This window comes from Mycobacterium europaeum, assembly GCF_002102155.1.
Classification (GTDB): domain Bacteria; phylum Actinomycetota; class Actinomycetes; order Mycobacteriales; family Mycobacteriaceae; genus Mycobacterium; species Mycobacterium europaeum.
The window spans coordinates 207,027-230,648 of sequence record NZ_LQOU01000009.1 but is presented as its reverse complement, the minus strand read 5'-3'; the positions used below and the strand labels follow the sequence as shown (position 1 = coordinate 230,648).

Sequence of the window (23,622 nt, the reverse complement as noted above, 5' to 3'; positions counted from 1 at the left end):
TACGATGCACAACGGACCGACCAACCCCTGGTCGGAATCCAATAACCCGAGCCTCCGACAGAGTCAGGGCGTTTCACACCGCTAGCGTGGGATGGTCTCCTTCAAACTTTCAAGCGACAGGAGTTCCATGCGAAGCAGAGCCTGCGCCAAGGCAAACCGGATGCCGACCGTCGCGGCGATCATGGTTCTCGCTAGCGTCCCGACGACGCCGGTCGCCACGACGTCAACAACGGGACTTGTGGTGCCGCAGGCGTACCGGTTGATCTCGACCTCGACGCCGCCGACACCACCCACTCCGTTGATCGCCAACGACCAGGGCTATGTGCGTGTGATCACGGTCTCGCAGGCGATCGGTTGTTCGATCAGCCCCGAACTGGTCGCTTGCGAGACCTCCTCAGACGATTGGCCTCCTCGCGGCAACGGTCGCCCCTTTCATACCGTGAGTGTCAGCGCGGACGGCAATTTCCAATTCGTCGACGCGGACCTCGGCGCGCTTGCCGGCAAGGTTGAGCTGAAACCCGGGACATACGAGGCGCAAGGGTGGTCCGTCGTGGCGACCGGGGACAGCTTCGTCTTCACCAATGACCGCACTGGCCACGGCATGCAGGTGAGTACCCAAGTCGCGCGACCTCTCTAGGGCCCGCCTTTTCGCTGGGCGCCGAAAATCATAGGGAAATTACCGATACCGCCCTGTTTCTCGTCGCACCTAGCGTGAGAGACGCGTTTGCAACCCGCGAGTAGTCGAAAGGAACGCGATGTCAACAAGATCCATGCGGCGGGCAGCGATGTGCGCGGTTCCTCTTGCGGCTGCGGCCGCCCTCGCAGGTGCACCGGCCGCAATTTCCGACCCGCCCGCCCCGGCGTGCAAATCTGGATTCGTCTGGCGCGCTGCTCGTCCAGGGGACGCCGTCTGCGTCACCCCAGAGACCAGGGACAAGACCGCACAGCAGAACGCCGCTGCCGCGAACAACGTGCAACCCGGCGACGGCAACGTCTGTAAACCGGGTTTCGTTTGGCGCAATGCCTATTCCGGCGATGCGGTCTGCGTGACCCCGGATGTCCGCGATCAGGCGGCTGCCGACAACGCGGCTGCTGCCTCCCGCACGGTCACCGCTGGGGGACCGTGCCAGAAGTGGCGTGGCGTGACGGACGAACTGATCCTGGCCGAAGACAACGGTTACAAGGTGTTCGCCTACCCGTCGCTGACGGGCCAGGCCAGTTTCGAGGGCCACGGAGGACCAGAGGTCAAAGGAAACATCATCACGCCCGGCGGCATGAAGGGCGACTCATTCGGTTTCACTGTCAACTGGAGCAACGGTTGGCAGAGCATGTATACGGGCCATATCTACCCCGATGGCAGCGCCCGCGGAAGTTACGAGGACTTCGGTCCCCCAGACGCGGGTGTCCACCGTGGCAATTGGGACTCGGTCGGCAAGTTCGTCTGCGACCAGTGAGCGGCTGAAACGCAACTTGTGCAGCCCGCAATCCGCGCGATGGCCACCGGGTCCGGCTCAAATGAACTGTAGGTGACTCTGCTCGACGAACCCATAGCCACGCTGGATCTGATTTGAGTTGACTTGGCACCAGCCGTCTTTGCATGGCACGCCTATGTAGACCTGGGACCCGTTCGTCAACTTGCCGACCTTGGCCGCGACCACGCCAGTCTTGGGATCGGGGACGTCGTTGTGTGCGATGTCGAACACATCGGCATCCCCGCCGATCACCTTGGCAAATTGCTGGTACGGCACCGGTGCCGGAGCCGGTGCGGCTTTCGGGGGCGCCGGCTTACCCAGGACGACGGCGACAATGCTCTTGTCCGCACCCCCGTCCCGAAACATGCCAACGCCAAAATCCTTGTTGGCGCAGTCATGGATGGGAATCCGTTCCTGTGCAACTAGTTCGGATGTAGCCCTGGCAGTGGGATCATCGCGCACGAGATTGCCGCTGGTGGCGCCCTGGTAGCCGTGAGGGTTGATGCGCTCATAGGCGTCGTTCGGGAGTCTGGCGAGTTCCTGTGCCGCGGCTTCGAGTTGACCGGAGTACGCCAGGGGCGGGCAGGTCGATTCGGCGCGGGCGCCATTAACAGCGCCCCGAATTGCGTCGAGAGAATCGGCGTGCGCGAGTGGAGTCGCGGCGATGCCCGCCAAGGCGACCAAGCTGGCTGTCGTGGCGGAGAGGACAACCCCTACGTCTGGTCGTGTCTTGGTCATGACGCCTCCTCGCTACGTCACACTCCGGTGCAGTTCCCGCCACGCTATGCCGAGCGTGGCTCGGCACCAATAGGGCGTTTCCCTATGACTCTGGCTCTCAGACGAGTGATGCGGTGCGGCGGATGGTCACCGGCACCGTTTGATCGCATTCGACGCGGGTGTAGGGGAACTCCCTATTGATACCCGCAATCTGGCGCTCCTAATGTCGAAAGTCGTTGGGCTGTCGAATCACCGGCGCGTCGGAGGTACCTGTTCATGAGCTCGCTAGGCAATAGTGGTGTCGCGCCCCGACGGCGACGTCGCCCGCAAGTGTTGACCATCGTTGCGTTGTGCTGCGTAGCAGCCGGTTGCGGATCGCACGGCCCGACGGCCGGCGGCGGTGGGGCGACGGCGCCACAATCCGCGGTCGCTTCGAAGCCATCCGCTGCCGCACGCATCGATGCCTGCGCCATGATCGCGCCGGAGGAGATTTCGTCGTTGCTCGGCGTCTCGGTGGCAGGTGTGTCGACGGGCAAGGATCCCGAACAGGGTGATTGCACATGGCAGAACACAGCGACCGAGGAATCGCTGTCGCTCACCATCAGCAATCCCGGCACTGCCCTCAACAATAAGTTGCCCGCCCCCGGCTTCCCCGACGTCACCAAGCCGGGGCCGGACGGCATGCGTTACATGGGTGGCGGCGAGGTGGAATTCGCCGCCGGCAACCGCGTCAATACGGTGCAGGTGGCCGTATTGCGACTGTCGCCCGACGAGGCGAATGCCGCCGCAGTGAAACTGGCTCGCGAAATCGCACCGCAAGTGCCCCGTTAGCCCTGGATGGCGGCTGCGGAAGTGGATGACGTGACGTGTGACGATGTCGGCCCGTCATCGTGCTATCTGGCGGAGTGGTACACCCGTCAAAACAACGATCGACCAATTACGGACATTGCACAGTGCTTACGCGGATCATTGGCGGCCATCGCCTCCGAAGCCGATCCACCTCAGCTGCTCTACGCGGTCGCGGTCCCGCAGGACGCCTACATGTTCGGCGTATTCGCCGCCAACTCCGCCGAGCTTGTTGTCCTCGCATGCCTGCGGGCGGGACTTCCGGCGGACCGGGTGTCCGCGGCCACCCAGGTGCCACCGATCGGTCCCAGGCGGGGATAGTGGTCGGCCACAACGTATGGCGCAGTAGCACGACGGAGCGTAAGCAACCCCAGATGTGTATGGGTGCCGGCTTTCTCGCCCATTCGACGCCGGAGTTGGCATCGTCACCACGTCTGCGACAGTTTCACCGTTCCGATCGGCTCCTTTTGTTGGCCGCTCGCATCCGGGCCGGCCTGCTCCGTTGAGGGTAATGAGCCGCAGCCCAAAGACTTTTGGGCGCGAGCAACCCGCCGCATGTTGGTGGCAGGTCGGATGACACAGCTACGTGTCGAGCGGTCCGATAGCTGCACGCGCATGCTCAATGCTTCGCCAGCACAACCGTGACGACGTCGACGCTGCGATCTTCATGCCGGATGAAGCCCACTCCGTACACAGTGTTGCTGCAATCGGCAATGGCGCCATGCGCCTTGGAGGTCAGGATGTCGATGGCTCTTGCCGCCGGATCGCCGGATGCCAGAAATCCGACTTGCCCAGACGCGAACGCGGGAGTCTCAGTCCTGGCGTACTGCTGAGCCACGCCCTCGAGTGCAGTTTGATAAGCCAAGCCGGGGCAGCCGGTGTCGCTGCGGGCCTGAACTACCGCACTCGCCTCCAGGTCGAGTCCCGGGCCGTGCGCCTGGTTGACGGGTGGAGGGGTGGTGGGCGTCGTGGAGGACTGGCCGAGCACGATGGTGACGACATCGACGCTGCGATCTTCATGTCGGATGAAGCCCACGCCGAAGTCGTTGTACTTGCAATCGTGGACCGCGCCTTTTGCTTTTCCCATCGCGCTGTCAGCAGCCTTGGCATAGGGGTCACCGGAGCCCAGGAAGGCGACGACGCTACCCGCGTATCCGGCCAGCTGCACCGGGGCCTTTTCCGTGGTGGCGTACTGCTGAGCGGCATTGTCGAGGTCGCCACGCTCGGTCAGCGGGGGACATGCGGTGGAGCGGCGTTCGTTGTTGACGTATTGCTTTGTGTCCTGTTGGTCGGCATGAGCGAGCACGGCCGGCCCCGCACCGGAGAACAGGGCGACACCCGTCGCGGCTGTCATCGCGAAGGCGAGCGTTGAATTCATCCTTCGTGCCATGCCGTTCTCCTCTTTCCCTATCAGGTCACCAATGCCGCGGACGACGCGCACGGCCAGTGGTTCACTTCATTCCCTCGACTCTCACCCGTCGGGAGGTGGGAAAAAATAAGGAGTTTCCCTATCGATCGACTGCGGTCGGCTACCGGATGAACTGCGTCGGGCGTAATGCGAGCGGCGCCCCGCGCTGCATAGCGGTTCGGCGGACCAACAGGCGCTCACTTATGCGGCGGCTTCGGTAACTTAGCGGGGCGCCGACATCGCGGTACGCGTTGGCGTCGGCCACCGGAAGCATGCTCGGCCCGCACACGCAATTGCTGCCGTTGATGGGCCAGCGACCAACGCGTAGTCCGGCTGACACCAAGCCGGCGGTCGTGTTGCGACGCGTCGCTTCCGACACCATCCTCGGCTGAAGATGCGCTGCGGCACAGATCTCATCCGGCAGTGTCCGCGCGCCGAACCCGGGATGCATCGCCACGAAGGGCGGCGCACTCGGCGTCCTCGTCTACCGGGTCGGCGAGGGAGCGCTCCATCGCGCGCTGTTGCGGACCGGCGCCTGGTTGGTGGCGTCGGCGTGGGCGGGGGAGCACCGTCGGGGCGATGACGCCGGTGACCGCGCCGGCGTCATCGCGCAACGGGGCTACGGGCCGGGAGGGGTGCCGACGCAGACGCCACCGGCGCAGGCGCCCGCTCCGCCGGGGCCGGCGGAGGCTCCCGCGCCCGGCACGCCCGCACTGGCCCCGCCGGGTCCGGCGCCGGCGCCGGAGCCACCCGGTCCGGCGGTCGTGGCACCTCCGGGTCCGGTCGCGGGACCGCCACCACCGGGGGCGGCAGGGGTGGTCGCGGCCGGGGCGGTCGTGGTGACGCTGACGCTGGCCGGCGTCGTGACCGTGGTGGTGACGCTCGACGTCGTCGGGTTCTTGTTGTTGTTGCTCGAGCCGCATCCCGCTGTCAGCGAGCTCAGGGCGATCGCCGCGGCGATGCCCGCGGCGACGGAAACACGGCGGGCAGTTGCACTACCGGTCATGTCAACACCAATCTCTTGAGGGGCGATGTCCTTAGTCCCGTTACCCACTCGGCTCGGAAATCAATCGCGTTACGCGGGTGAGTCGGCGGGCGAAGCCAGCCGGGTGGGGCGCTCGTGTCCGCGCAGGGTCACGGTTTCGCCCAAATACCAACGGGTGCGTTCGTTCTCGCTCGCTCCGTCCAGCGCCCCGGCCGTCGCAAGCAGCTTGCCCGGGTACGACTTGGCCAGCTCGCACAGGCGGGCCGCCTCGTTGACCGGCCCGCCGATGACGGTGTATTCGAAGCGTTCCCTGGCGCCGACGTTGCCGGCGACGACTTGCCCCGCCGCCACGCCGATACCGGCCTGGCACGCCGGCATCTCGTTGTCGAGCCGCTCGGCGATGGCGCGCGCGGTGGCCAGCGCCTCGTCTTCCGGGCGGTCCAGATGGTTGGGGGCCCCGAAGATGGCCAGCGTCGCGTCACCCTCGAACTTGTTGACCAGCCCGCAGTGTCGGTCCACTTCCTCGACGACGATGCCGAAAAACTGGTTGAGCACCGAGACGACTTCGGCCGGAGGCCGGCTGGTCACCAGTTGGGTAGATCCGACGATATCGATGAAAACGACTGCGACATGGCGTTCTTCGCCGCCCAGTTGCGGCCGCTCCCGTTCGGCGGCCAGGGCGACCTCGCGTCCGACGTGCCGTCCGAAGAGGTCGCGGACGCGTTCGCGCTCGCGCAGCCCGTCGACCATCGCGTTGAAACCGCGTTGCAGCTCACCGAGTTCGGTGCCGTCGAAAACGACTAGGTCGCCCCGCAGATCGCCGCGCTCGACGCGGCGCAACGCCGCACGGACCACGCGCACTGGAGTCGCCGTGAGCCAGGCCAGGATCCACATCAACAGGCAACCGAAGATCACGGTGGCGATCGACACGATCAACACGCCGACCGCGAACTCGGTCTCGGTCAGGTTCCGCATCAGGGCCTGGAAGCCCGCCAGAAAGGCGATGCCGAGGACGGGCAGGCCCGAACCGAGGAACCAGACCACCATGGTCCGGCCCATGATGCCCGCCGCCAACCGCCGTGGCGGTGGCCCCGCCTCCAGCGCCTGGGCGGCGACGGGCCGCAGGGCGAACTCGGCAAGCAGATAGCTGGCGGTGGCCACCAAGATGCCGCAGATGCCCACCGCGATGAGGAAGCGCGGGATGAACAGCGTGTTGACCGGGCCGTAGAGCGTCGTAAACACCACCGCCCCGACACCCCACAAAATGAGGTCGAAGCGGGCGATCCGCCACGGGGCCAGGAAGGTGTTGCGCTCGTCTTCGGCGGTCGGCGAGCGCTCCTCGATCGCCCAGCGCAACGAGACGACCGTCTGGTGGGTGATCCAATAGGTGCCCACCGCCAGGGCCAACGCGATGTAGGCCGGTGAGGCCCCGAACGTGATCCAGGCCGGCGCGTCGTGGAAGATGCTTGGCTGCGGGATGGCGACTATCACCAGCAGCAGTGCGACGGCGATGCCGATCAGGTTGGCGCCCAGGACCAGCACGGTCAGGATGACCTGGATGCGGATGCGGCGACGTTGCTGGTTTTCGGTGACCCGTCCCAGCAGCAGGGAGCCGTACGCCGGGGTCTCCGGCAGCCGGCCGCTCTGACGGGTGACCGTCTCGAGCACCCGGCCGATGCGTTTTGCCAAGCTCTGGGTGGCCGACATGGTGGCGTCAGCCTAATTTGTCGGCCACGCTCTAAGGTGAGTCGGGTGCGTCTAGTGATCGCCCAGTGCACTGTGGACTACGTCGGCCGGCTCACTGCGCACCTGCCGTCGGCGCGCAGGTTGCTGTTGTTCAAGGCCGACGGCTCGGTCAGCGTGCATGCCGACGATCGCGCCTACAAGCCGCTCAACTGGATGAGTCCGCCGTGTTGGGTGACCGAGGAGCCCGGTGACCAGGCGCCCGTATGGGTCGTGCAGAACAAGGCCGGCGAGCAGTTGCGCATCACCGTCGAGGCCGTCGAACACGACTCCAGCCACGATCTCGGCGTGGACCCCGGCTTGGTCAAGGACGGCGTCGAAGCCCACCTGCAGGCGTTGCTCGCCGAGCACGTGCACCTGCTCGGCGAGGGCTACACGCTGGTTCGCCGCGAATACATGACCGCGATCGGGCCGGTCGACCTGCTCTGCCGTGACGAGCAAGGCGGTTCCGTCGCGGTGGAGATCAAGCGGCGGGGGGAGATTGACGGCGTCGAGCAGCTCACCCGCTACCTCGAGTTGCTCAACCGCGACAGCGTGCTGGCACCGGTGAGGGGGGTGTTCGCGGCCCAGCAGATCAAGCCGCAAGCGCGCACGCTCGCCACCGACCGCGGAATCCGTTGCATCACGCTGGACTACGACAAGATGCGTGGGATGGACAGCGACGAATACCGGCTGTTCTAAGCCTCGCGGCTAGGCTGACGGTATGGTCCGGCGTCGTACACCGCCACGTCGGCCGTCGCCGCTACCGATGCTGCGCCGAGTGGAGATCGGGCCCGACGGCCACGAGTACGAGGTCCGTCCCGTCGCGGGGTCCCGAGCGGTCAAGACCTATCGCTGTCCCGGTTGCGATCACGAAATACGCGCGGGCACAGCACATCTGGTGGTGTGGCCGACGGATCCGACCCTCGGCGGCGCCGACGATCGACGGCATTGGCATGCCTCGTGCTGGACGCACCGCGCCACCCGCGGTCCTACCCGGAAGTGGTCCTGATCGCCGAGCCTCAGGCGGCCGGTTCGACCAGCTCGATGAGAACGCCGCCGGCGTCCTTGGGGTGGATGAAGTTGATCCGTGAGTTTGCCGTACCGCGGCGGGGCACCTCGTAGAGGAGCCGGATGTCCTGAGAGCGCAGGTGCTCGATCACGCTGTCGAGGTCGCTCACCCGGACCGCCATCTGTTGGATGCCGGGCCCCCGCTTGTCGATGAACTTCGCGATGGTCGAGGAGTCGTCGATCGGGGCCATCAGCTGGATCTGCGTGGTACCGGTCGGGGCGCCCCGCACGGCCAGCATGGCCTCGCGGATTCCCTGCTCCTCGTTGACTTCCTCGTGCACCAGGATCATGCCGAGGTGGTCGCGATACCACGCGATGGCCGCATCCAGGTCGGCGACTGCGATGCCGACGTGATCGATCGCCGTCACCAGCGCGGTGGCCAGGATCTGACGGGCGTCAACTTGATCGGTCGTCATCACATAAAGGTAACCTGGCGGCAAAGATCGCGCTTCTTCGGGAGGCCAAATCGGCCGTCCAGGGGCGCCTTAGTAGGCCTTAGGAGATAGTCATGACGACGTCGGTGATCGTTGCTGGAGCGCGTACGCCGATCGGTAAGTTGATGGGTTCGCTGAAGGATTTCTCGGCCAGCGATCTGGGTGCCATCGCGATCGCCGGCGCGCTGGAGAAGGCCAACGTGCCCGCCTCGGCGGTCGAGTACGTCATCATGGGCCAGGTGCTGACGGCCGGGGCGGGGCAGATGCCCGCGCGCCAGGCGGCCGTCGCGGCCGGCATCGGATGGGACGTTCCGGCGCTGACCATCAACAAGATGTGCCTGTCGGGTATCGACGCCATCGCGCTCGCCGACCAGCTCATTCGTGCCGGGGAGTTCGATGTGGTGGTGGCCGGCGGGCAGGAGTCCATGACCAGGGCGCCCCATTTGCTGATGGACAGCCGCGCGGGCTACAAGTACGGCGACGTCACGGTCCTCGACCACATGGCCTACGACGGCCTGCACGACGTCTTCACCGACCAGCCGATGGGCGCCCTGACCGAGCAGCGCAACGACGCGGACAAGTTCACCCGCGAGGAGCAGGACGAGTTCGCTTCGCGTTCGCATCAGAAGGCGGCCGCGGCGTGGAAGGACGGCGTCTTCGCCGACGAAGTCGTGCCCGTCAACATCCCGCAGCGCAAGGGCGATCCGCTGCAGTTCACCGAGGACGAGGGGATCCGCGCCAACACCACCGTCGAGTCCCTGTCCGGGCTCAAGCCGGCATTCCGGCGCGACGGGACCATCACCGCCGGTTCGGCGTCCCAGATCTCCGACGGGGCGGCGGCCGTGGTGGTGATGAACAAGGCCAAGGCGGAGGAACTCGGGCTGACCTGGCTGGTCGAAATCGGCGCGCACGGCGTTGTGGCAGGACCGGACTCCACGCTGCAGTCGCAACCCGCCAACGCGATCAAGAAGGCGCTCAACCGTGAGGGCATCTCCGTGGACCAGCTCGACGTGGTGGAGATCAACGAGGCGTTCGCGGCGGTCGCGTTGGCTTCGACCCGCGAACTCGGCCTGGATCCCGACATCGTCAACGTCAACGGCGGGGCGATCGCCGTCGGGCATCCCATCGGCATGTCAGGCGCGCGGATCACGCTGCACGTGGCGCTGGAGCTGGCCCGCCGCGGCTCCGGCTACGGCGTCGCCGCGCTGTGCGGCGCGGGCGGTCAGGGCGACGCCCTGATCCTGCGGGCAAACGCAAAGTAGCCGGCCTCGTCGGCGTGGGCCGGCGCAGGTCGATGTTGCTGGCACGAGGCACACGGGAAGCGGTGTGATTTTCGTCATAGTTCCCGGTAGTGGGTCGCTCCGGCGCGATTTCCGGTGCGGCCAGGCGGCGCCGAGCGCCCGCGCCACCGGGTGGATCGGTCGCCGATGCGCATGACAAACTTGACGTCGTGACGCGTCCGCGACCCTCGATTGGCCCCGCGCTTGCCGGTGCGGTCGACCTGTCCGGCCTCAAGCAGCGGGCCCAGCAGCAGCCGCCGCCCGGCGGCGCGACGGCGGCCGGCGATGGCGGCCCTGGAGTCGCCGCGATCACGGAGGCCAATTTCGAGAGCGAAGTCCTGCGGCGGTCCGAGGAAGTGCCCGTTGTGGTGGTGTTGTGGTCACCGCGCAGCGACGCGTGCGTCCAACTGGTCGACATCCTGTCCGGGCTGGCCGCCGAGGACCGCGGCAAGTGGTCGCTGGCGACGGTGAACGTCGACGTGGCGCCCAGGGTGGCGCAGATATTCGGCGTCGACGCGGTGCCGACCGTCGTGGCGCTGGCCGCCGGGCAGCCGCTGGCCAGTTTTCAGGGCATGCAGCCACCCGACCAGCTGCGGGGGTGGCTCGACTCGCTTCTCTCGGCGACGGCCGGGAAGCTCAGGGGCCCAAGCGATTCCGCGGATTCCGACGAGGTTGATCCCGAGCTGGCCGCGGCGCGGGAACAACTCGAGGCCGGAAATTTCGAGGCGGCCCGAGGCTTGTATCAGGCGCTGTTGGATGCCAATCCGGGCAACGCCGAAGCCAAGGGCGCGATCCGGCAGATCGACTTTCTGATGCGTGCGACCGCACACCCGCCGGACGCCCTCGCCACGGCCGACGCGGCACCGGGCGACATCGACGCGGCCTTCGCGGCCGCCGACGTCCAGATCCTCAACCAGGACGTCGGCGCGGCGTTCGAGCGGCTGATCGCGTTGGTGCGCAGCACATCCGGGGACGAGCGCACCCGCGCCCGCACCCGGCTGATCGAGCTCTTCGAACTCTTCGATCCCGCCGACCCCGAGGTCGTCGCCGGCCGTCGCAACCTCGCGAACGCGCTCTACTGAGCTTCGGGTCGAAGCCGTTTACGCGGGCTCGAACCACAGGGCCGAGTTCGGCGGCAGCACCAGCACCGCCGAGGCCGGCCGGCCATGCCACGGATCCTCGGTGGCGTCCACCCCGCCCATGTTGCCGATCCCGGAGCCGTTGTAGTCGGTGGCGTCGGTGTTGAGCACCTCGCGCCACCGGCCGGCGGACGGCAGGCCCAGCCGGTAGCCGCTGTGCTCGCTGCCGGCGAAGTTGAACACACAGGCCATGACCGAGCCGTCGCTGCCATACCGCAAGAAGCTCAACACATTGTTGGCCGAGTCGTTGGCGTCGATCCAGGAGTAGCCGTCGGGGATGGTGTCCTGGCTCCACAGGGCCGGATGGCTCCGGTAGATGCCGTTGATGTCGCGCACCATCCGCAGGATGCCGTTCGAGAACCCTTGCTCGTCGAGTTGCCACCAGTCCAGGCCGCGTTCCTCGGACCACTCGGCGTGCTGGCCGAATTCCTGTCCCATGAACAGCAGCTGCTTGCCGGGATGCGCCCACTGGTAGGCGAGCAGGCTGCGCAGCCCGGCGGCCTTGACGTGGTTGTTGCCCGGCATCCGCCCCCACAGTGTGCCCTTGCCGTGCACCACCTCGTCGTGGCTGATCGGCAGCACGTAGTTCTCGCTGAATGCGTAGAGCATCGAGAACGTCATCTCGTGGTGGTGGTAGTTGCGGTAGATCGGGTCGCGGCTGATGTAGTCGAGCGTGTCATGCATCCAGCCCATGTTCCACTTCATCGAAAAGCCCAGGCCACCAAGGTTTGTCGGGCGCGTGACGCCCGGCCACGACGTCGACTCCTCGGCGATGGTGACGATTCCCGGCGCCGACTTGTGCACCGTGGCGTTCATCTCCTGCAGGAACTGCACGGCCTCCAGGTTTTCCCGCCCGCCGTAGATGTTCGGCGTCCAGCCGCCCTCGGGGCGCGAGTAGTCCAGGTACAGCATGGAGGCGACCGCGTCCACGCGTAAGCCGTCGACGTGGTACTCCTCGAGCCAATACAGGGCGTTGGCCACCAGGAAGTTACGCACCTCGGCCCGGCCAAAGTCGAAAACGTAAGTGCCCCAGTCCAATTGCTCGCCGCGCGTGGGATCGGCGTGCTCGTAGAGCGGTGTGCCGTCGAACCGTCCCAGCGCCCAGGCGTCCTTCGGGAAGTGCGCCGGCACCCAGTCGACGATGACGCCGATGCCGGCTTGGTGCAGGGAGTCGACCAGCAGCCGGAAATCGTCGGGCGTGCCGAACCGCGACGTCGGCGCGTAGTACGACGTCACCTGGTAGCCCCACGATCCGGCGAACGGGTGCTCGGCGACGGGCAGCAGCTCGACGTGGGTGAACCCGTGCTCGAGAACGTACGCCGTGAGCTGGTGGGCCAGCTCGCGGTAGCTCAGACCGGGCCGCCACGAGCCCAGGTGCACCTCATAGGTGCTCATCGGCTCGAACACCGGGTTGCGCTGGGCGCGCTGTTCCATCCATCCGGCGTCCCGCCAGGTGTATTCGCTGCGCGTCACGCGGGAGGCGGTATGCGGCGGCACCTCGGTGGCGAAGGCCATGGGATCGGCCCGCTCGGTCACCACCCCGTCGGCGCCGTGCAGGCGGAACTTGTACAGGCCCTCCGCGGGAAAGTCCGGCCAGAACAGCTCCCATACCCCCGACGAACCCAGCGACCGCATCGGCGCATCACTGCCCGTCCAGCCGTTGAACTCGCCGATCAGGTTGACACCCTTGGCGTTGGGCGCCCACACCGCGAACGAAACCCCGTTGACGACACCGTCGGCCGTGGTGAAGGAGCGCGGATGAGCGCCGAGCACTTCCCAGAGTCGTTCGTGGCGGCCCTCGCCGAACAGGAAGAGGTCGACCTCGCCCAGGGTGGGCAGAAAGCGGTAGGCGTCGGCGACCGTGTACGGGTCCGACCCCTCGTATTTGATTTCCAGCCGGTAGTCGATCAGGTTGACGAAGGGCAAAGCCACTGCGAACAGGCCAGACTCGATGTGCTCCAACGGAAATCGGTCGTCTCCGATGAGCGCGACCACCTCGACCGCGTGCGGACGGAACGCCCGGATGACGGTGTGGTCGCTGTATTCGTGGGCGCCCAGGATGCCGTGCGGGTTGTGATGGGTGCCGGCCAGCAGGCGCGACAGGTCCGCGGGGTCGGGCGCCAGGTGCGTCCTGGCGAGTTGGTCGGCTTGGCTCATGTCACAGTCCCTCCGGTCCGTTTGGTGGCCTACGGAGCAGCTTCATCCGGGACTCCTGCGGGATGAGTGGCATGTTGATGACATGCGCCACCGCTCGCGCAGGGTCGATGCGAACGTAGTTTGCCTGACCCCATTGGAATTCCTGGCCGGTGATTTCGTCGCGCACCCAAAACCGCTCGTAGGGCTCCATACCCAATGCCGCCATATCCAAAAACAGGGTGGCTTCTTCGGCGCCGAACGCGTTGAGCGTCACCACCACCAACACACAGTCGCCGGTCGCAGGGTCGAACTTGCTGTAGGCCAGCAGCGCGTCGTTGTCCACGCTGTGGAAGTGGATGGTGCGCAGCTGCTGCAGCGCGGGATGCAGGCGGCGAATCTCGTTGAGCCGGGCGATGAACGGCTCCAGCGAGCGTCCCTCGGCGAGCGCGCCGGCGAAATCGCGGGGCCGCAGTTCGTATTTCTCCGAGTCCAGGTACTCCTCGCTGCCCTCCCGCACCGCGCGGTGTTCGAACAGCTCGTAACCCGAATACACGCCCCACGCCGGACCCATGGTCGCGGCCAGCACCGCCCGGATCGCGAACATGCCGGGCCCATTGTGCTGCAGGATGGCGTGCAGGATGTCGGGGGTGTTCACGAACAGGTTCGGCCGCCGGAAGTCCGCGGAGGCGGCGATGGCGTCGCCGAACTCGGTGAGTTCCTGCTTGGCCGTGCGCCAGGTGAAGTAGCTGTAGGACTGCGTGAACCCGAGCTTGGCCAGACCGTATTGCCGGGCCGGCGGCGTGAAAGCCTCGGACAGGAAAAGGACGTCGGGGTCGATGCTCTTCGCCTGGGCGATCAGCCACGCCCAGAAGTTCGGCGGCTTGGTGTGCGGGTTGTCCACCCGAAAGAACTTGACGCCGTGGTCCATCCAGTGCCGGACGACGCGCAGGACCTCGTCGTAGAGGCCCGCCGGGTCCTTGTCGAAGTTGAGCGGATAGATGTCCTGGTACTTCTTGGGCGGGTTCTCCGCGTAGGCGATGGTGCCGTCGGGCAGTTCGGTGAACCACTCGCGGTGATCGCGTGCCCACGGATGGTCCGGCGCGCACTGCAACGCCAGGTCGAGCGCCACCTCCATGCCCAATTCGCGGGCCGCGGCGACGAAGGCGTCGAAGTCCTCGATGGTGCCCAGGTCGGGGTGGACGGCGTCATGGCCGCCCTCGTCACTGCCAATCGCCCACGGGGAACCGACATCTCCGGGGGCGGCGGTGGGAGAGTTGTTGCGTCCCTTACGGTGCACCTTGCCGATCGGGTGGATGGGCGGCAGGTACACCACGTCGAAGCCCATCGCCGCGATCCGCGGGAGCTGGGCCGCCGCCGTCGCGAAGGTGCCGTGTACGGGTTTGCCGTCGGCGTCCCACCCACCGGTCGAGCGGGGGAACATCTCATACCACGAGCCGAAGCGGGCCAGCGGACGATCCACCCAGACGCCGTACTGTTCGCCGCGGGTGACCAGATCGCGCAGCGGATATTCGGCCAGAATCTCCTCGGTCTCCGGCGCCAGGGCCAGCGCCGAACGGGTGACCGGGTCCCCGGGTTCGCGCAGCGCCGCGGCGGCCGCCATGAGCGGCTCGCGCCGCGCGCGGGGCACCCCCGTCGCGGCGCGCTCGAACAGCGCGGCCCCGACGAGGAGGTCGTTGGACAGTTCCGTCTCGCCCTGGCCGGCCTCCAGCTTGGCCACCACGCCGTGCCGCCAGGAGTCGATGGGATCACCCCAGCCGTCCACCCGGAACGTCCACAAGCCGACCCGGTCGGGCGTGAATTGCCCGTGGAAGACATAGGGCTCGAGGCCCATCGTCATCGGCAGCTGTAGCGGTTTGACCCGCTGCTGGTCCACCCCGCCGTCGACTTCGGTCGGGGGCTTGACGGGCGCCTCAACCGCTTTGATCCGGCGGGTTTCCGTCACCTGCGGATAGCGCGGCCCGAGGTAGCGCACCACCAGGGTGGCGGCGACGGCCTCGTGGCCTTCCCGCCACACCGCCGCGCTGACCGGGACGGTCTCGCCGACCACCGCCTTGGCGGGATACGCGCCGCAGGAAACGACGGGTTGGACGTCATCGATCTCGACACGACCAGGCACCACAGCTCCGTTCCGAATGTGTGCGGCCAAACCGCGGTGTGCTCGTCGCGGAATGCCTCTCGTCTGGCGAAACTTCCTGTCGTGGGGAGCTTCCTCTGCGGGAAAGCGCCGTTGCGGCCCCAATAACTACCCGATACCCACCCTAGTGTCCGGTCACACCCTCGGTGGGAAAAGCGGTCGCTGCCGCCGTGCGCGGGGCGAAATCCTCAGTAAGGTAAGGACGCGTGAAAGCCCTCCGCCGCTTTACCGTCCGTGCCCACCTTCCCGAACGGCTGGCCGCGCTGAACCAGCTGTCGACCAACTTGCGATGGTCGTGGGACAAGCCGACCCAGGACCTGTTCGCGACCGTCGACGTCGACCTGTGGCAGCGGTGCGGCTCCGACCCGGTGGCGTTGTTGGGCGCGGTGAATCCGGCACGCCTCGACGAGCTGGCGCTCGACGAGGCGTTCCTGGGCCGGCTCGATCAGCTGGCCGCCGACCTGAACGACTATCTGAGCCGTCCGCTGTGGTACCAGCAGCAGCAGGCCGACGGTGTGGCGATGCCGGCGGCCATCGCCTATTTCTCGATGGAGTTCGGCGTCGCCGAGGTGCTGCCCAATTACTCGGGCGGCCTGGGCATCCTCGCCGGGGACCATCTGAAGTCGGCCTCCGACCTCGGGGTGCCGCTGGTGGCGGTGGGCCTGTACTACCGGTCCGGGTATTTCCGCCAGTCGCTGACCGCGGACGGCTGGCAGAACGAGACCTACCCCTCACTGGACCCGCAAGGGCTGCCGTTGCGGCTCCTCACCGATGCCGCCGGCGATCCCGTCCTGGTCGAGCTGACGCTTCCCGATTCCGCCCAGCTGCGCGCGCGGATCTGGGTCGCGCAGGTGGGACGGGTCCCGCTGCTGCTGCTCGATTCCGACGTCCCCGAGAACGAGCACGAGCTGCGCGGCATCACCGACCGGCTCTACGGCGGTGACCAGGAACACCGGATGCGCCAAGAGCTGCTGGCCGGCATCGGTGGCGTGCGGGCGATCCGCGCGTTCACCGCCATCGAGGGCCGGCCCGCACCCGAGGTGTTCCACATGAACGAGGGGCACGCCGGGTTCCTCGGGGCCGAACGCATCCGCGAGCTGATGACCGACGCCGGGCTGGACTTCGACACGGCGCTGGCCGTCGTGCGATCCAGCACCGTGTTCACCACCCACACCCCGGTCCCCGCCGGCATCGACCGCTTCCCGATCGACATGGTGCGGCTCTATTTCGACGGGCATGCCGGAGACGGCCCCGATGGCAAGGCCGAGAAAACCGGCGGCAAGGGTGCGCCCACGTTGTTGCCGGGCGTGCCGACGGCCCGCATCCTCGCGCTGGGCGCCGAGGACGATCCGACCAAATTCAACATGGCGCACATGGGTCTGCGGCTGGCGCAGCGGGCCAACGGCGTCTCGCTGCTGCACGGCGAGGTGAGCCGCGCCATGTTCAACGAGCTGTGGCCCGGCTTCGACGCGGACGAGGTGCCGATCGGCTCGATCACCAACGGGGTTCACGCGCGCACCTGGGCGGCGCCGCAATGGTTGCAGTTGGGGCGCGAGCTGGCCGGGTCGGATTCGTTCGGCGATCCCGGGGTGTGGCTGCGACTGAACCAGGTCGACGCCGGTCATCTCTGGTGGATCCGCTCACAACTGCGCGCGTTGCTGGTCGAGGACGTCAGGCGCCGGCTGCGCAAATCCTGGCTCGAACGCGGCGCCTCCGACGCTGAATTGGGTTGGATAGCAACGGCTTTCGATCCGAACGTGCTCACCATCGGTTTCGCCCGGCGGGTACCCACGTACAAGCGGCTGACGCTGATGCTGCGCGACCCGGAGCGGCTCGAACGCCTGCTGCTCGATGAGGACAGGCCGATCCAGCTGATCGTCGCGGGCAAGTCGCACCCGGCCGACGACGGAGGCAAGGCGCTGATCCAGCAGGTCGTGCGCTTCGCCGACCGGCCGGAGGTGCGCGACCGCATCGCCTTCCTGCCCGACTACGACATGTCCATGGCGCGGCTGTTGTACTGGGGTTGCGACGTCTGGCTGAACAACCCGCTGCGGCCGCTGGAGGCCTGCGGCACCTCGGGGATGAAGAGCGCGCTCAACGGCGGGCTGAACCTGTCCATCCGCGATGGCTGGTGGGACGAATGGTACGACGGCGAAAACGGTTGGGAGATACCGTCCGCCGACGGCCTGGCCGACGAGGCCCGCCGCGACGACCTGGAGGCCAGCGCGCTCTATGACCTGCTGGAGCAGGCGGTGGCGCCGAAGTTCTACGAGCGTGACGAACACGGTGTGCCGCCGCGGTGGATCGAGATGGTGCGGCACACACTGCAGACGCTCGGGCCCAAGGTGCTCGCCTCGCGCATGGTGCGCGACTACGTCGAGCAGTACTACACGCACGCGGCGCAGTCCCTGCGCAGGACGGTGGGGCCTGCCGAAGACGGTGAGGACGCCGGCCAGTTCGGCGCCGCCCGCGAGCTGGCCGCGTACCGTCGGCGCGCCCAGGAGGCATGGCCCAAGATCACCATCACCGACGTCGACAGCACCGGCCTGCCGGACACCCCGGTGCTCGGGTCCAAGCTGACCCTGACCGCGACCGTGGCGCTGGACGGGCTCGCCCCCGACGAGGTCACGGTTCAGGCGGTGGTGGGCCGGGTGGACGCCAGCGACGCGCTGCTGGACCCGATCACCGTCGAGATGTCGTACACCGGCACCGCCGAGGGCGGCAACCAGGTGTTTTCGACGACGCTGTCCTTACCGCTGGCGGGGGCCGTCGGGTACACGGTGCGCGTGCTGCCCCATCACCCGATGCTCGCCGGCAGCACCGAGCTCGGTCTGGTCACCCTGGCCCGCTGAGCTCAAGCGGGCAGGCCCTCCGACGCCGTGCGCAGCCGCTCCAGCGCGGCGCGGACCTGCGCGGGGTCGGTGGTCGGCCAGAACGGCGGCAGCGAGGCGCGCAGGTAGCCGCCGTAGCCGGCGGTGACCATCCGTGAGTCCAGCACCGCAACCACTCCACGGTCGGTGACCCGGCGCAACAGCCGGCCCGAACCCTGGGCCAGCAGCAGTGCGGCATGGCTGGCGGCGACCGCCATGAACCCGTTGCCGCCGTGCGCCGCGACCGCGCGCTGCCGCGCGCCCAGCAGCGGGTCGTCGGGGCGGGGGAACGGGATGCGGTCGATGAGCACCAGGGACAGTGACGGCCCCGGCACATCGACGCCCTGCCACAGCGACAAGGTCCCGAACAGCGACGTCTGCGGGTCGGCGCTGAACTGCTCGACCAGCGCGGACGTGCTGTCGTCGCCTTGACACAGGACCGGCGTCGACAACCGTTGGCGCATGGCCTCCGCGGCGGCCCGGGCTGCCCGCATCGACGAGAACAATCCCAGGGTGCGTCCGCCCGCCGCGGTGATGAGCTCGGCGATCTCGGTCAACTGCTCGGCCGACCCGGTGGCGTCCCGGCCCGGTGGGGGCAGATGAGCGGCGACGTAGAGGATTCCCGCCTTGGCGTGCTGGAACGGCGAGCCCACGTCGACGCCGCGCCAGCGGGCACCCTCAGTGTCCGCGGCGGTCAGACCCCACGCCGCGGCCATCGCGTCGAAGGACCCGCCGATGGTCAATGTCGCCGACGTCAGCACCGTCGTGGAACGGGAGAACACCCGGCCGCGCAGCAGGCCCGCGACCGACAGTGGCGCCACCCGCAACACCGGGCGCATCGAGCCCCTGTTGTCCTCGTGGTCGACCCAGACCACCTCGGTGCGATCGGGAATCGCCGGACCGAACGAGGTGAGGGCCCGCGACGCGGTGTCCGAGATCTCGCTCAGCGCCGCGACCGCTTCTGCGCGGGCCGCGGCCGCCTTCGCGTCGCTCGTGGTGTCGATCGCCGAGCGCGCGGCGGTCGCCGCGTCGCGCAGCGCGGTCAGGTAGGTCGCGAGCTCTTCATCGAGGCGGTCGATGCGGCCCGGCGTGGCGTCGTGGATCGCCGCCGCGAAGTTGGCCGTCGCCGCCTCCAGGCGTTGTATCAGTTCGGGATTCACCAACCGGGCGATGCGGCGGGCCGCGACGCCCAGGGCGGCCGGGGTCAGCTCCGCGGTGGCCACCGAAGTCACCCGGTCGACCAGCTCGTGGGCCTCGTCGACGACCAGCAGCGCGTGTTCGGGCAGCACCGCGGAGTCGGCGACGGCGTCGATGGCCAGCAGCGCGTGGTTGGTGACCACGATGTCGGCACCGCCGGCCCGGCCGCGCGCCCGTTCGGAGAAGCACTCCGAGCCGAAGGGGCACCGGGCCACGCCCAGGCACTCCCGCGCCGAAACGCTGACCTGGGACCAGGACCGATCTGGCACACCGGGTTTCAGGTCGTCGCGGTCACCGGACTCGGTCGTCGACGCCCAGGCGGTGAGCCGTTGGACGTCGCGCCCCAGTGCGGTGGCCGCCAAGGGGTCGAAAAGCTCCTCCTGCGGCCGGTCGCCCGCGTCCTCTTCGGCGTCGGCACCGCCGTTGTGAACCTTGTTCAGGCACAGATAGTTTCGGCGGCCCTTTAGGAGCGCGAACTGCGGGCGGCGGGGGAGCGCGTCGGTGATCGAATCGATCAGCCTGGGCAGGTCGCGGTCGACGAGCTGGCGTTGCAGCGCGATGGTGGCCGTGGAGACGACGACCGGCGAGTCGTCGTCGATGGCGCGCACGATCGCGGGCACCAGGTAGGCCAGTGACTTTCCGGTGCCCGTGCCGGCCTGCACGACGAGATGCTCGCCGGTTTCGAACGCCCGTGCCACCGCGTTGGCCATCTCGAGTTGGCCGCTGCGCTCACTGCCGCCGAGGGCGGCCACGGCGATGGCCAGCAACTCGGGCACGGACACCTCGGACGTGGTCAGCCTCTTCTGCTCTGCGGTGTTACCGAGCCGGCGGGGATCAGTGTCGTGGGGATCGCGGGCTCCCCGGGCGACAGGTTCAGACCCTCCCACGGCAGACTGCGCAGTCCGGAAGCTACAAGCTCGCGCGCCGCGGCCATATTCGGTTCGGACACCCCGGCGCCGCCGCGGACCAGCGGCACGGTCAACACCCGATACGGCTCGGTCACCGGGGGCCGATGGCCCGCCGGATACACCACCTCCTCGGTGACGGTGCCGGACGAGCGCGTCAGGCGCAGCGCCTCTTTGCGGCCGCCCCGGGATTCCTTGTGGCTGCTGCGCTTTTGCACCGGCATCCCGTCGACTTCGACGAGTTTGTAGACCATGTTCGCCGTCGGTGCGCCCGAACCGGTCACCAGGGAGGTGCCGACGCCGTAACTGTCGACCGGCTCGGCGCCCAGGGCGGCGATGGAGAACTCGTCGAGGTCACCGGAGACCACGATGCGGGTCCGGGTGGCCCCCAACCGGTCGAGCTGCTCGCGGACCTGGCGCGCCAGCACACCCAGCTCGCCCGAGTCGATGCGGACCGCGCCGAGCGACTCCCCGGCGGCGGCGACGGCATTGGCCACACCGGTCGTCACGTCATACGTGTCCACCAGCAGCGTGGTGCCGGCACCCAGCGCATCGACCTGGGCGCGGAATGCCGCGAGTTCGGTGACTTCGGCGGGTTCCCCGCTCGCGTGCAGCATGGTGAACGCGTGCGCCGAGGTGCCCACTGCGGGGATCCCGTATCGGCGCTGAGCCTCGAGGTTGGAGGACGCGGCGAAGCCGGCGATATAGGCGGCCCGCGCCGCGGCGACCGCGGCGTGTTCGTGGGTTCTCCGCGATCCCATCTCGATCAGCGGACGGTCCCTGCCCGCACTCACCATTCGCGCCGCCGCCGACGCGACCGCCGAGTCGTGGTTGAAGATCGACAACGCCAGCGTCTCGAGCACGACGCATTCGGCGAACGTGCCGGTCACCGACAGCACGGGAGAGCCGGGGAAATACAGCTCGCCTTCGGCATAGCCGTCGATGTCGCCGGTGAACCGGAAATCGCGCAAGTACCGCAACGTGTCCGGATCGAGGAATCGCGCCAGCAGCTGGCACGCCTCGTCGTCGAAGCCGAACCGCGGCAACGCTTCGAGGAGGCGGCCCGTCCCGCAGACCACGCCGTAGCGGCGGCCTTCCGGGAGTCGGCGGGCGAACAACTCGAAGGTCGTCAGGCGAGCGGCGGTGCCGTCGCGCAATGCGGCGTCCAGCATCGTCAACTCGTATTTGTCGGTAAGCAGCCCAGTTACGACCGGGTCGTTCATTCCATAACGGTATCGGCTGGCGTCGGGGGCTCGGAAACGTCATCGGTCGCTCGGTATCCTGTAAGCCATGGTTGTAATGTCAGCGCCCGCTAAGCCGGGCACTACAGGACAACGAGAGTCCGCTCCGGTAGACGTCACGGCGAGCCCGTGGGTCACGATCGTGTGGGATGACCCGGTCAACCTGATGACCTACGTGACGTATGTGTTCCAGAAGTTGTTCGGCTACAGCGAGCCGCACGCCACCAAGCTGATGTTGCAGGTGCACAACGAAGGCAAGGCGGTGGTGTCTGCGGGCAGCCGGGAGTCCATGGAAGTCGACGTGTCCAAGCTGCATGCCGCCGGGTTGTGGGCGACACTGCAGCAGGACCGGTGATCCTCGGGGCTTCGGCGATTACCCGTGCGCAAGTGGAAGCGCGTCGAGACCGCGGACGGCCCCCGTTTTCGGTCCGCCCTGGCGTCTCACGAGGCGGCCCTGCTGAAAAACCTGGCCACAGCCATGGTCGGATTGCTCGACGAGCGTGAATCTTCGGCGCCCGCAGACGAACTCGAGGAGATCACCGGCATAAAGACCGGCAACAGCGATCCGCCGAAGGATCCGACTCTGCGCCGGCTGCTGCCCGATTTCTTCCGTCAAGACGACGATGACCCGCTGGCTCCCGACGAAGCCGACAGCCTCAACGCCGCGCTGCGCAACCTGCACGAGCCCGAGATCATCGACGCCAAACGCCTTGCCGCACAACGGTTGTTGGACACCATTCCGAACGACGGCGGCCGCTTCGACCTCACCGAGGAGGACGCGAACGCCTGGATCGCGGCGGTCAACGACATTCGGCTGACCCTGGGCGTCATGCTCGAGGTCGGCCCGGAGGGGCCCGAACGCCTGCCCGACGACCACCCGCTGGCCGTGCACTTCGACGTTTACCAGTGGTTGACCGTTCTACAGGAATACCTCGTCCTGGTGCTCATGGGGAACAGATGACCCCGCTGGGCGCCGGATGAACGCCATCACCGACGTCGGGGGCATCCGCGTCGGCCACCATCACCGGCTCGACCCCGACGCGTCCCTCGGCGAAGGGTGGGCCCGCGGCGTCACCGTCGTGCTGACCCCGCCCGGGACCGTGGGCGCGGTCGACTGCCGCGGCGGTGCGCCCGGCACCCGGGAGACCGACCTGCTGGACCCGGCCAACACCGTCCGGTACGTCGACGCGGTGTTGCTCGCCGGCGGCAGCGCCTACGGTCTGGCCGCCGCCGACGGCGTCATGCGCTGGCTGGAGGAACGAGAACGCGGCGTGGCGATGGACGGCGGGGTGGTGCCCATCGTGCCCGGCGCGGTGATCTTCGACCTGCCCGTCGGTGGCTGGGGTCGACGCCCGACGGCCGAGTTCGGCTACCTGGCCTGCGAAGCCGCCGTGGGCCCCGAGGGTGCGCTGCCCGTGGGCAGCGTCGGCGCCGGCGTCGGGGCGCGCGCCGGGGTGCTCAAGGGCGGCGTCGGGACGGCCTCGACGACGCTGCCGTGCGGCGTGACCGTCGGCGCGGTGGTCGTGGTGAACTCCGCCGGCGACGTCGCCGACCGCGCCACCGGCCTGCCCTGGATGGCGGACCTGATCCGGGAGTTCGCCCTGCGTCCACCGCCGGCCGAGCAGGTCGACGCCTTCGCCCGACTGCCGACCGCGTCGGGCCCGCTGGAGAACCCGCTCAACACCGTCATCGGGGTGGTGGCGACCGACGCGTCGCTGAGCCCGGCCGCGTGCCGGCGGGTCGCCGTCGCCGCCCAGGACGGGCTGGCCCGCACCGTTCGGCCCGCACACACCCCATTCGACGGCGACACGGTGTTCGCACTGGCGACCGGGGCGGTGGAAGTGCCGGCCCCGCCCGACGCGCCCGCCGCCTTCTCGCCGGAGATGCGGCTGGCCGCGGAGGTGGGAGCCGCTGCGGCCGACTGCGTCGCGCGTGCGGTGCTGTCCGGCGTCTTCGCCGCCGATTCGGTCGCGGGCATACCGACCTACCGCGACACCTTGCCCGGGGCGTTCGCCCCATGAGGGGTTTACCGCCGCCCGCGCCG

General features: G+C 68.0%; 21 protein-coding genes. 13 read left to right on the top strand and 8 right to left on the bottom strand.

Annotation, left to right across the window (positions count from 1 at the left end; translation table 11 throughout):
• Positions 1–160: 160 nt before the first annotated feature.
• Positions 161–637, top strand: coding sequence for a hypothetical protein (locus AWC03_RS04050; protein ID WP_142278317.1), 477 nt, complete (start codon positions 161–163; stop codon positions 635–637).
• 133 nt (positions 638–770) lie between these two features.
• Positions 771–1,454 (top strand): hypothetical protein, encoded by a 684-nt coding sequence (locus AWC03_RS04045; protein ID WP_142278316.1) that lies wholly within the window; start codon positions 771–773, stop codon positions 1,452–1,454.
• Between the two features lie 57 nt (positions 1,455–1,511).
• Here AWC03_RS04045 and AWC03_RS26745 read toward each other — a convergent pair whose 3' ends face one another.
• Positions 1,512–2,210, bottom strand: coding sequence for a CAP domain-containing protein (locus AWC03_RS26745; RefSeq protein ID WP_141659196.1), 699 nt, complete (start codon positions 2,208–2,210; stop codon positions 1,512–1,514).
• Between the two features lie 450 nt (positions 2,211–2,660).
• On the opposite strand from AWC03_RS26745, the gene AWC03_RS04035 reads away from it, so the two are divergent.
• Together AWC03_RS04035 and AWC03_RS04030 are read left to right on the top strand one after the other, a co-directional pair.
• Positions 2,661–3,020 carry a hypothetical protein gene (locus tag AWC03_RS04035; RefSeq protein ID WP_068061172.1) on the top strand — a complete coding sequence of 120 codons (360 nt, stop codon included), beginning with the start codon at positions 2,661–2,663 and terminating at the stop codon, positions 3,018–3,020.
• A 138-nt stretch (positions 3,021–3,158) separates the two neighbouring features.
• Positions 3,159–3,356, top strand: coding sequence for a hypothetical protein (locus tag AWC03_RS04030; RefSeq protein ID WP_085239221.1), 198 nt, complete (start codon positions 3,159–3,161; stop codon positions 3,354–3,356).
• A gap of 298 nt (positions 3,357–3,654) precedes the next feature.
• Here AWC03_RS04030 and AWC03_RS04025 read toward each other — a convergent pair whose 3' ends face one another.
• Positions 3,655–4,476 (bottom strand): spore germination YkwD domain-containing protein, encoded by an 822-nt coding sequence (locus tag AWC03_RS04025; RefSeq protein WP_142278315.1) that lies wholly within the window; start codon positions 4,474–4,476, stop codon positions 3,655–3,657.
• 488 nt (positions 4,477–4,964) lie between these two features.
• Here AWC03_RS04025 and AWC03_RS26740 point away from each other — a divergent pair, with 488 nt between their 5' ends.
• On the top strand, positions 4,965–5,468 hold the full coding sequence (locus AWC03_RS26740) for a hypothetical protein (protein ID WP_090420953.1): 504 nt from the start codon (positions 4,965–4,967) through the stop codon (positions 5,466–5,468).
• 50 nt (positions 5,469–5,518) lie between these two features.
• Here the strand turns inward: AWC03_RS26740 and AWC03_RS04015 are convergent, their stop codons facing one another.
• Positions 5,519–7,135, bottom strand: coding sequence for an adenylate/guanylate cyclase domain-containing protein (locus tag AWC03_RS04015; RefSeq protein WP_085239218.1), 1,617 nt, complete (start codon positions 7,133–7,135; stop codon positions 5,519–5,521).
• Between the two features lie 45 nt (positions 7,136–7,180).
• Between AWC03_RS04015 and nucS the strand changes: the two genes are divergently transcribed.
• Together nucS and AWC03_RS04005 are read left to right on the top strand one after the other, a co-directional pair.
• Positions 7,181–7,852, top strand: a complete 672-nt coding sequence (gene nucS, locus AWC03_RS04010) for an endonuclease NucS (RefSeq protein ID WP_085239217.1) — start codon at positions 7,181–7,183, stop codon at positions 7,850–7,852.
• Between the two features lie 22 nt (positions 7,853–7,874).
• Positions 7,875–8,162: a hypothetical protein gene (locus AWC03_RS04005; RefSeq protein ID WP_085239216.1), complete on the top strand. Its 288-nt coding sequence runs from the start codon at positions 7,875–7,877 to the stop codon at positions 8,160–8,162.
• Between the two features lie 10 nt (positions 8,163–8,172).
• On the opposite strand, the gene mce is transcribed toward AWC03_RS04005, so the two are convergent.
• On the bottom strand, positions 8,173–8,640 hold the full coding sequence (mce, locus tag AWC03_RS04000) for a methylmalonyl-CoA epimerase (RefSeq protein WP_167542671.1): 468 nt from the start codon (positions 8,638–8,640) through the stop codon (positions 8,173–8,175).
• Between the two features lie 89 nt (positions 8,641–8,729).
• Between mce and AWC03_RS03995 the strand changes: the two genes are divergently transcribed.
• Both AWC03_RS03995 and AWC03_RS03990 read left to right on the top strand, forming a co-directional pair.
• Entirely contained in the window at positions 8,730–9,917 is a 1,188-nt protein-coding gene (locus AWC03_RS03995) for an acetyl-CoA C-acetyltransferase (RefSeq protein WP_085239214.1), read from the top strand.
• A gap of 188 nt (positions 9,918–10,105) precedes the next feature.
• The gene (locus AWC03_RS03990) at positions 10,106–11,017 is read left to right on the top strand and encodes a tetratricopeptide repeat protein (protein WP_085239213.1); all 912 of its coding nucleotides are present in this window, start codon (positions 10,106–10,108) and stop codon (positions 11,015–11,017) included.
• 18 nt (positions 11,018–11,035) lie between these two features.
• Here the strand turns inward: AWC03_RS03990 and glgB are convergent, their stop codons facing one another.
• Together glgB and AWC03_RS03980 are read right to left on the bottom strand one after the other, a co-directional pair.
• A complete protein-coding gene (glgB, locus tag AWC03_RS03985) occupies positions 11,036–13,231 on the bottom strand; it encodes a 1,4-alpha-glucan branching protein GlgB (protein ID WP_085239212.1) in 2,196 nt (731 codons plus the stop codon).
• Position 13,232: 1 nt separating this feature from the next.
• Entirely contained in the window at positions 13,233–15,347 is a 2,115-nt protein-coding gene (locus tag AWC03_RS03980) for an alpha-1,4-glucan--maltose-1-phosphate maltosyltransferase (RefSeq protein ID WP_085239250.1), read from the bottom strand.
• Positions 15,348–15,571: 224 nt separating this feature from the next.
• On the opposite strand from AWC03_RS03980, the gene glgP reads away from it, so the two are divergent.
• Entirely contained in the window at positions 15,572–18,217 is a 2,646-nt protein-coding gene (gene glgP / locus AWC03_RS03975) for an alpha-glucan family phosphorylase (RefSeq protein ID WP_085239211.1), read from the top strand.
• Positions 18,218–18,219: 2 nt separating this feature from the next.
• Here glgP and AWC03_RS03970 read toward each other — a convergent pair whose 3' ends face one another.
• Both AWC03_RS03970 and AWC03_RS03965 read right to left on the bottom strand, forming a co-directional pair.
• Positions 18,220–20,229, bottom strand: a complete 2,010-nt coding sequence (locus AWC03_RS03970) for an ATP-dependent DNA helicase (RefSeq protein ID WP_085239249.1) — start codon at positions 20,227–20,229, stop codon at positions 18,220–18,222.
• Positions 20,226–21,560, bottom strand: a complete 1,335-nt coding sequence (locus AWC03_RS03965; protein ID WP_085239210.1) for a nicotinate phosphoribosyltransferase — start codon at positions 21,558–21,560, stop codon at positions 20,226–20,228. Before AWC03_RS03965 ends, AWC03_RS03970 begins: the two co-directional genes overlap by 4 nt.
• A gap of 67 nt (positions 21,561–21,627) precedes the next feature.
• On the opposite strand from AWC03_RS03965, the gene clpS reads away from it, so the two are divergent.
• From clpS to AWC03_RS03950, 3 genes are read left to right on the top strand one after another with little or no spacing between them, the layout of a single operon-like run.
• Complete coding sequence (gene clpS / locus AWC03_RS03960) at positions 21,628–21,933, top strand: ATP-dependent Clp protease adapter ClpS (protein WP_085239209.1); 306 nt, start codon at positions 21,628–21,630, stop codon at positions 21,931–21,933.
• A gap of 24 nt (positions 21,934–21,957) precedes the next feature.
• Complete coding sequence (gene aosR / locus AWC03_RS03955) at positions 21,958–22,539, top strand: oxidative stress transcriptional regulator AosR (RefSeq protein ID WP_085239208.1); 582 nt, start codon at positions 21,958–21,960, stop codon at positions 22,537–22,539.
• Positions 22,540–22,555: 16 nt separating this feature from the next.
• Entirely contained in the window at positions 22,556–23,599 is a 1,044-nt protein-coding gene (locus AWC03_RS03950; protein WP_085239207.1) for a P1 family peptidase, read from the top strand.
• Positions 23,600–23,622: the final 23 nt, after the last annotated feature.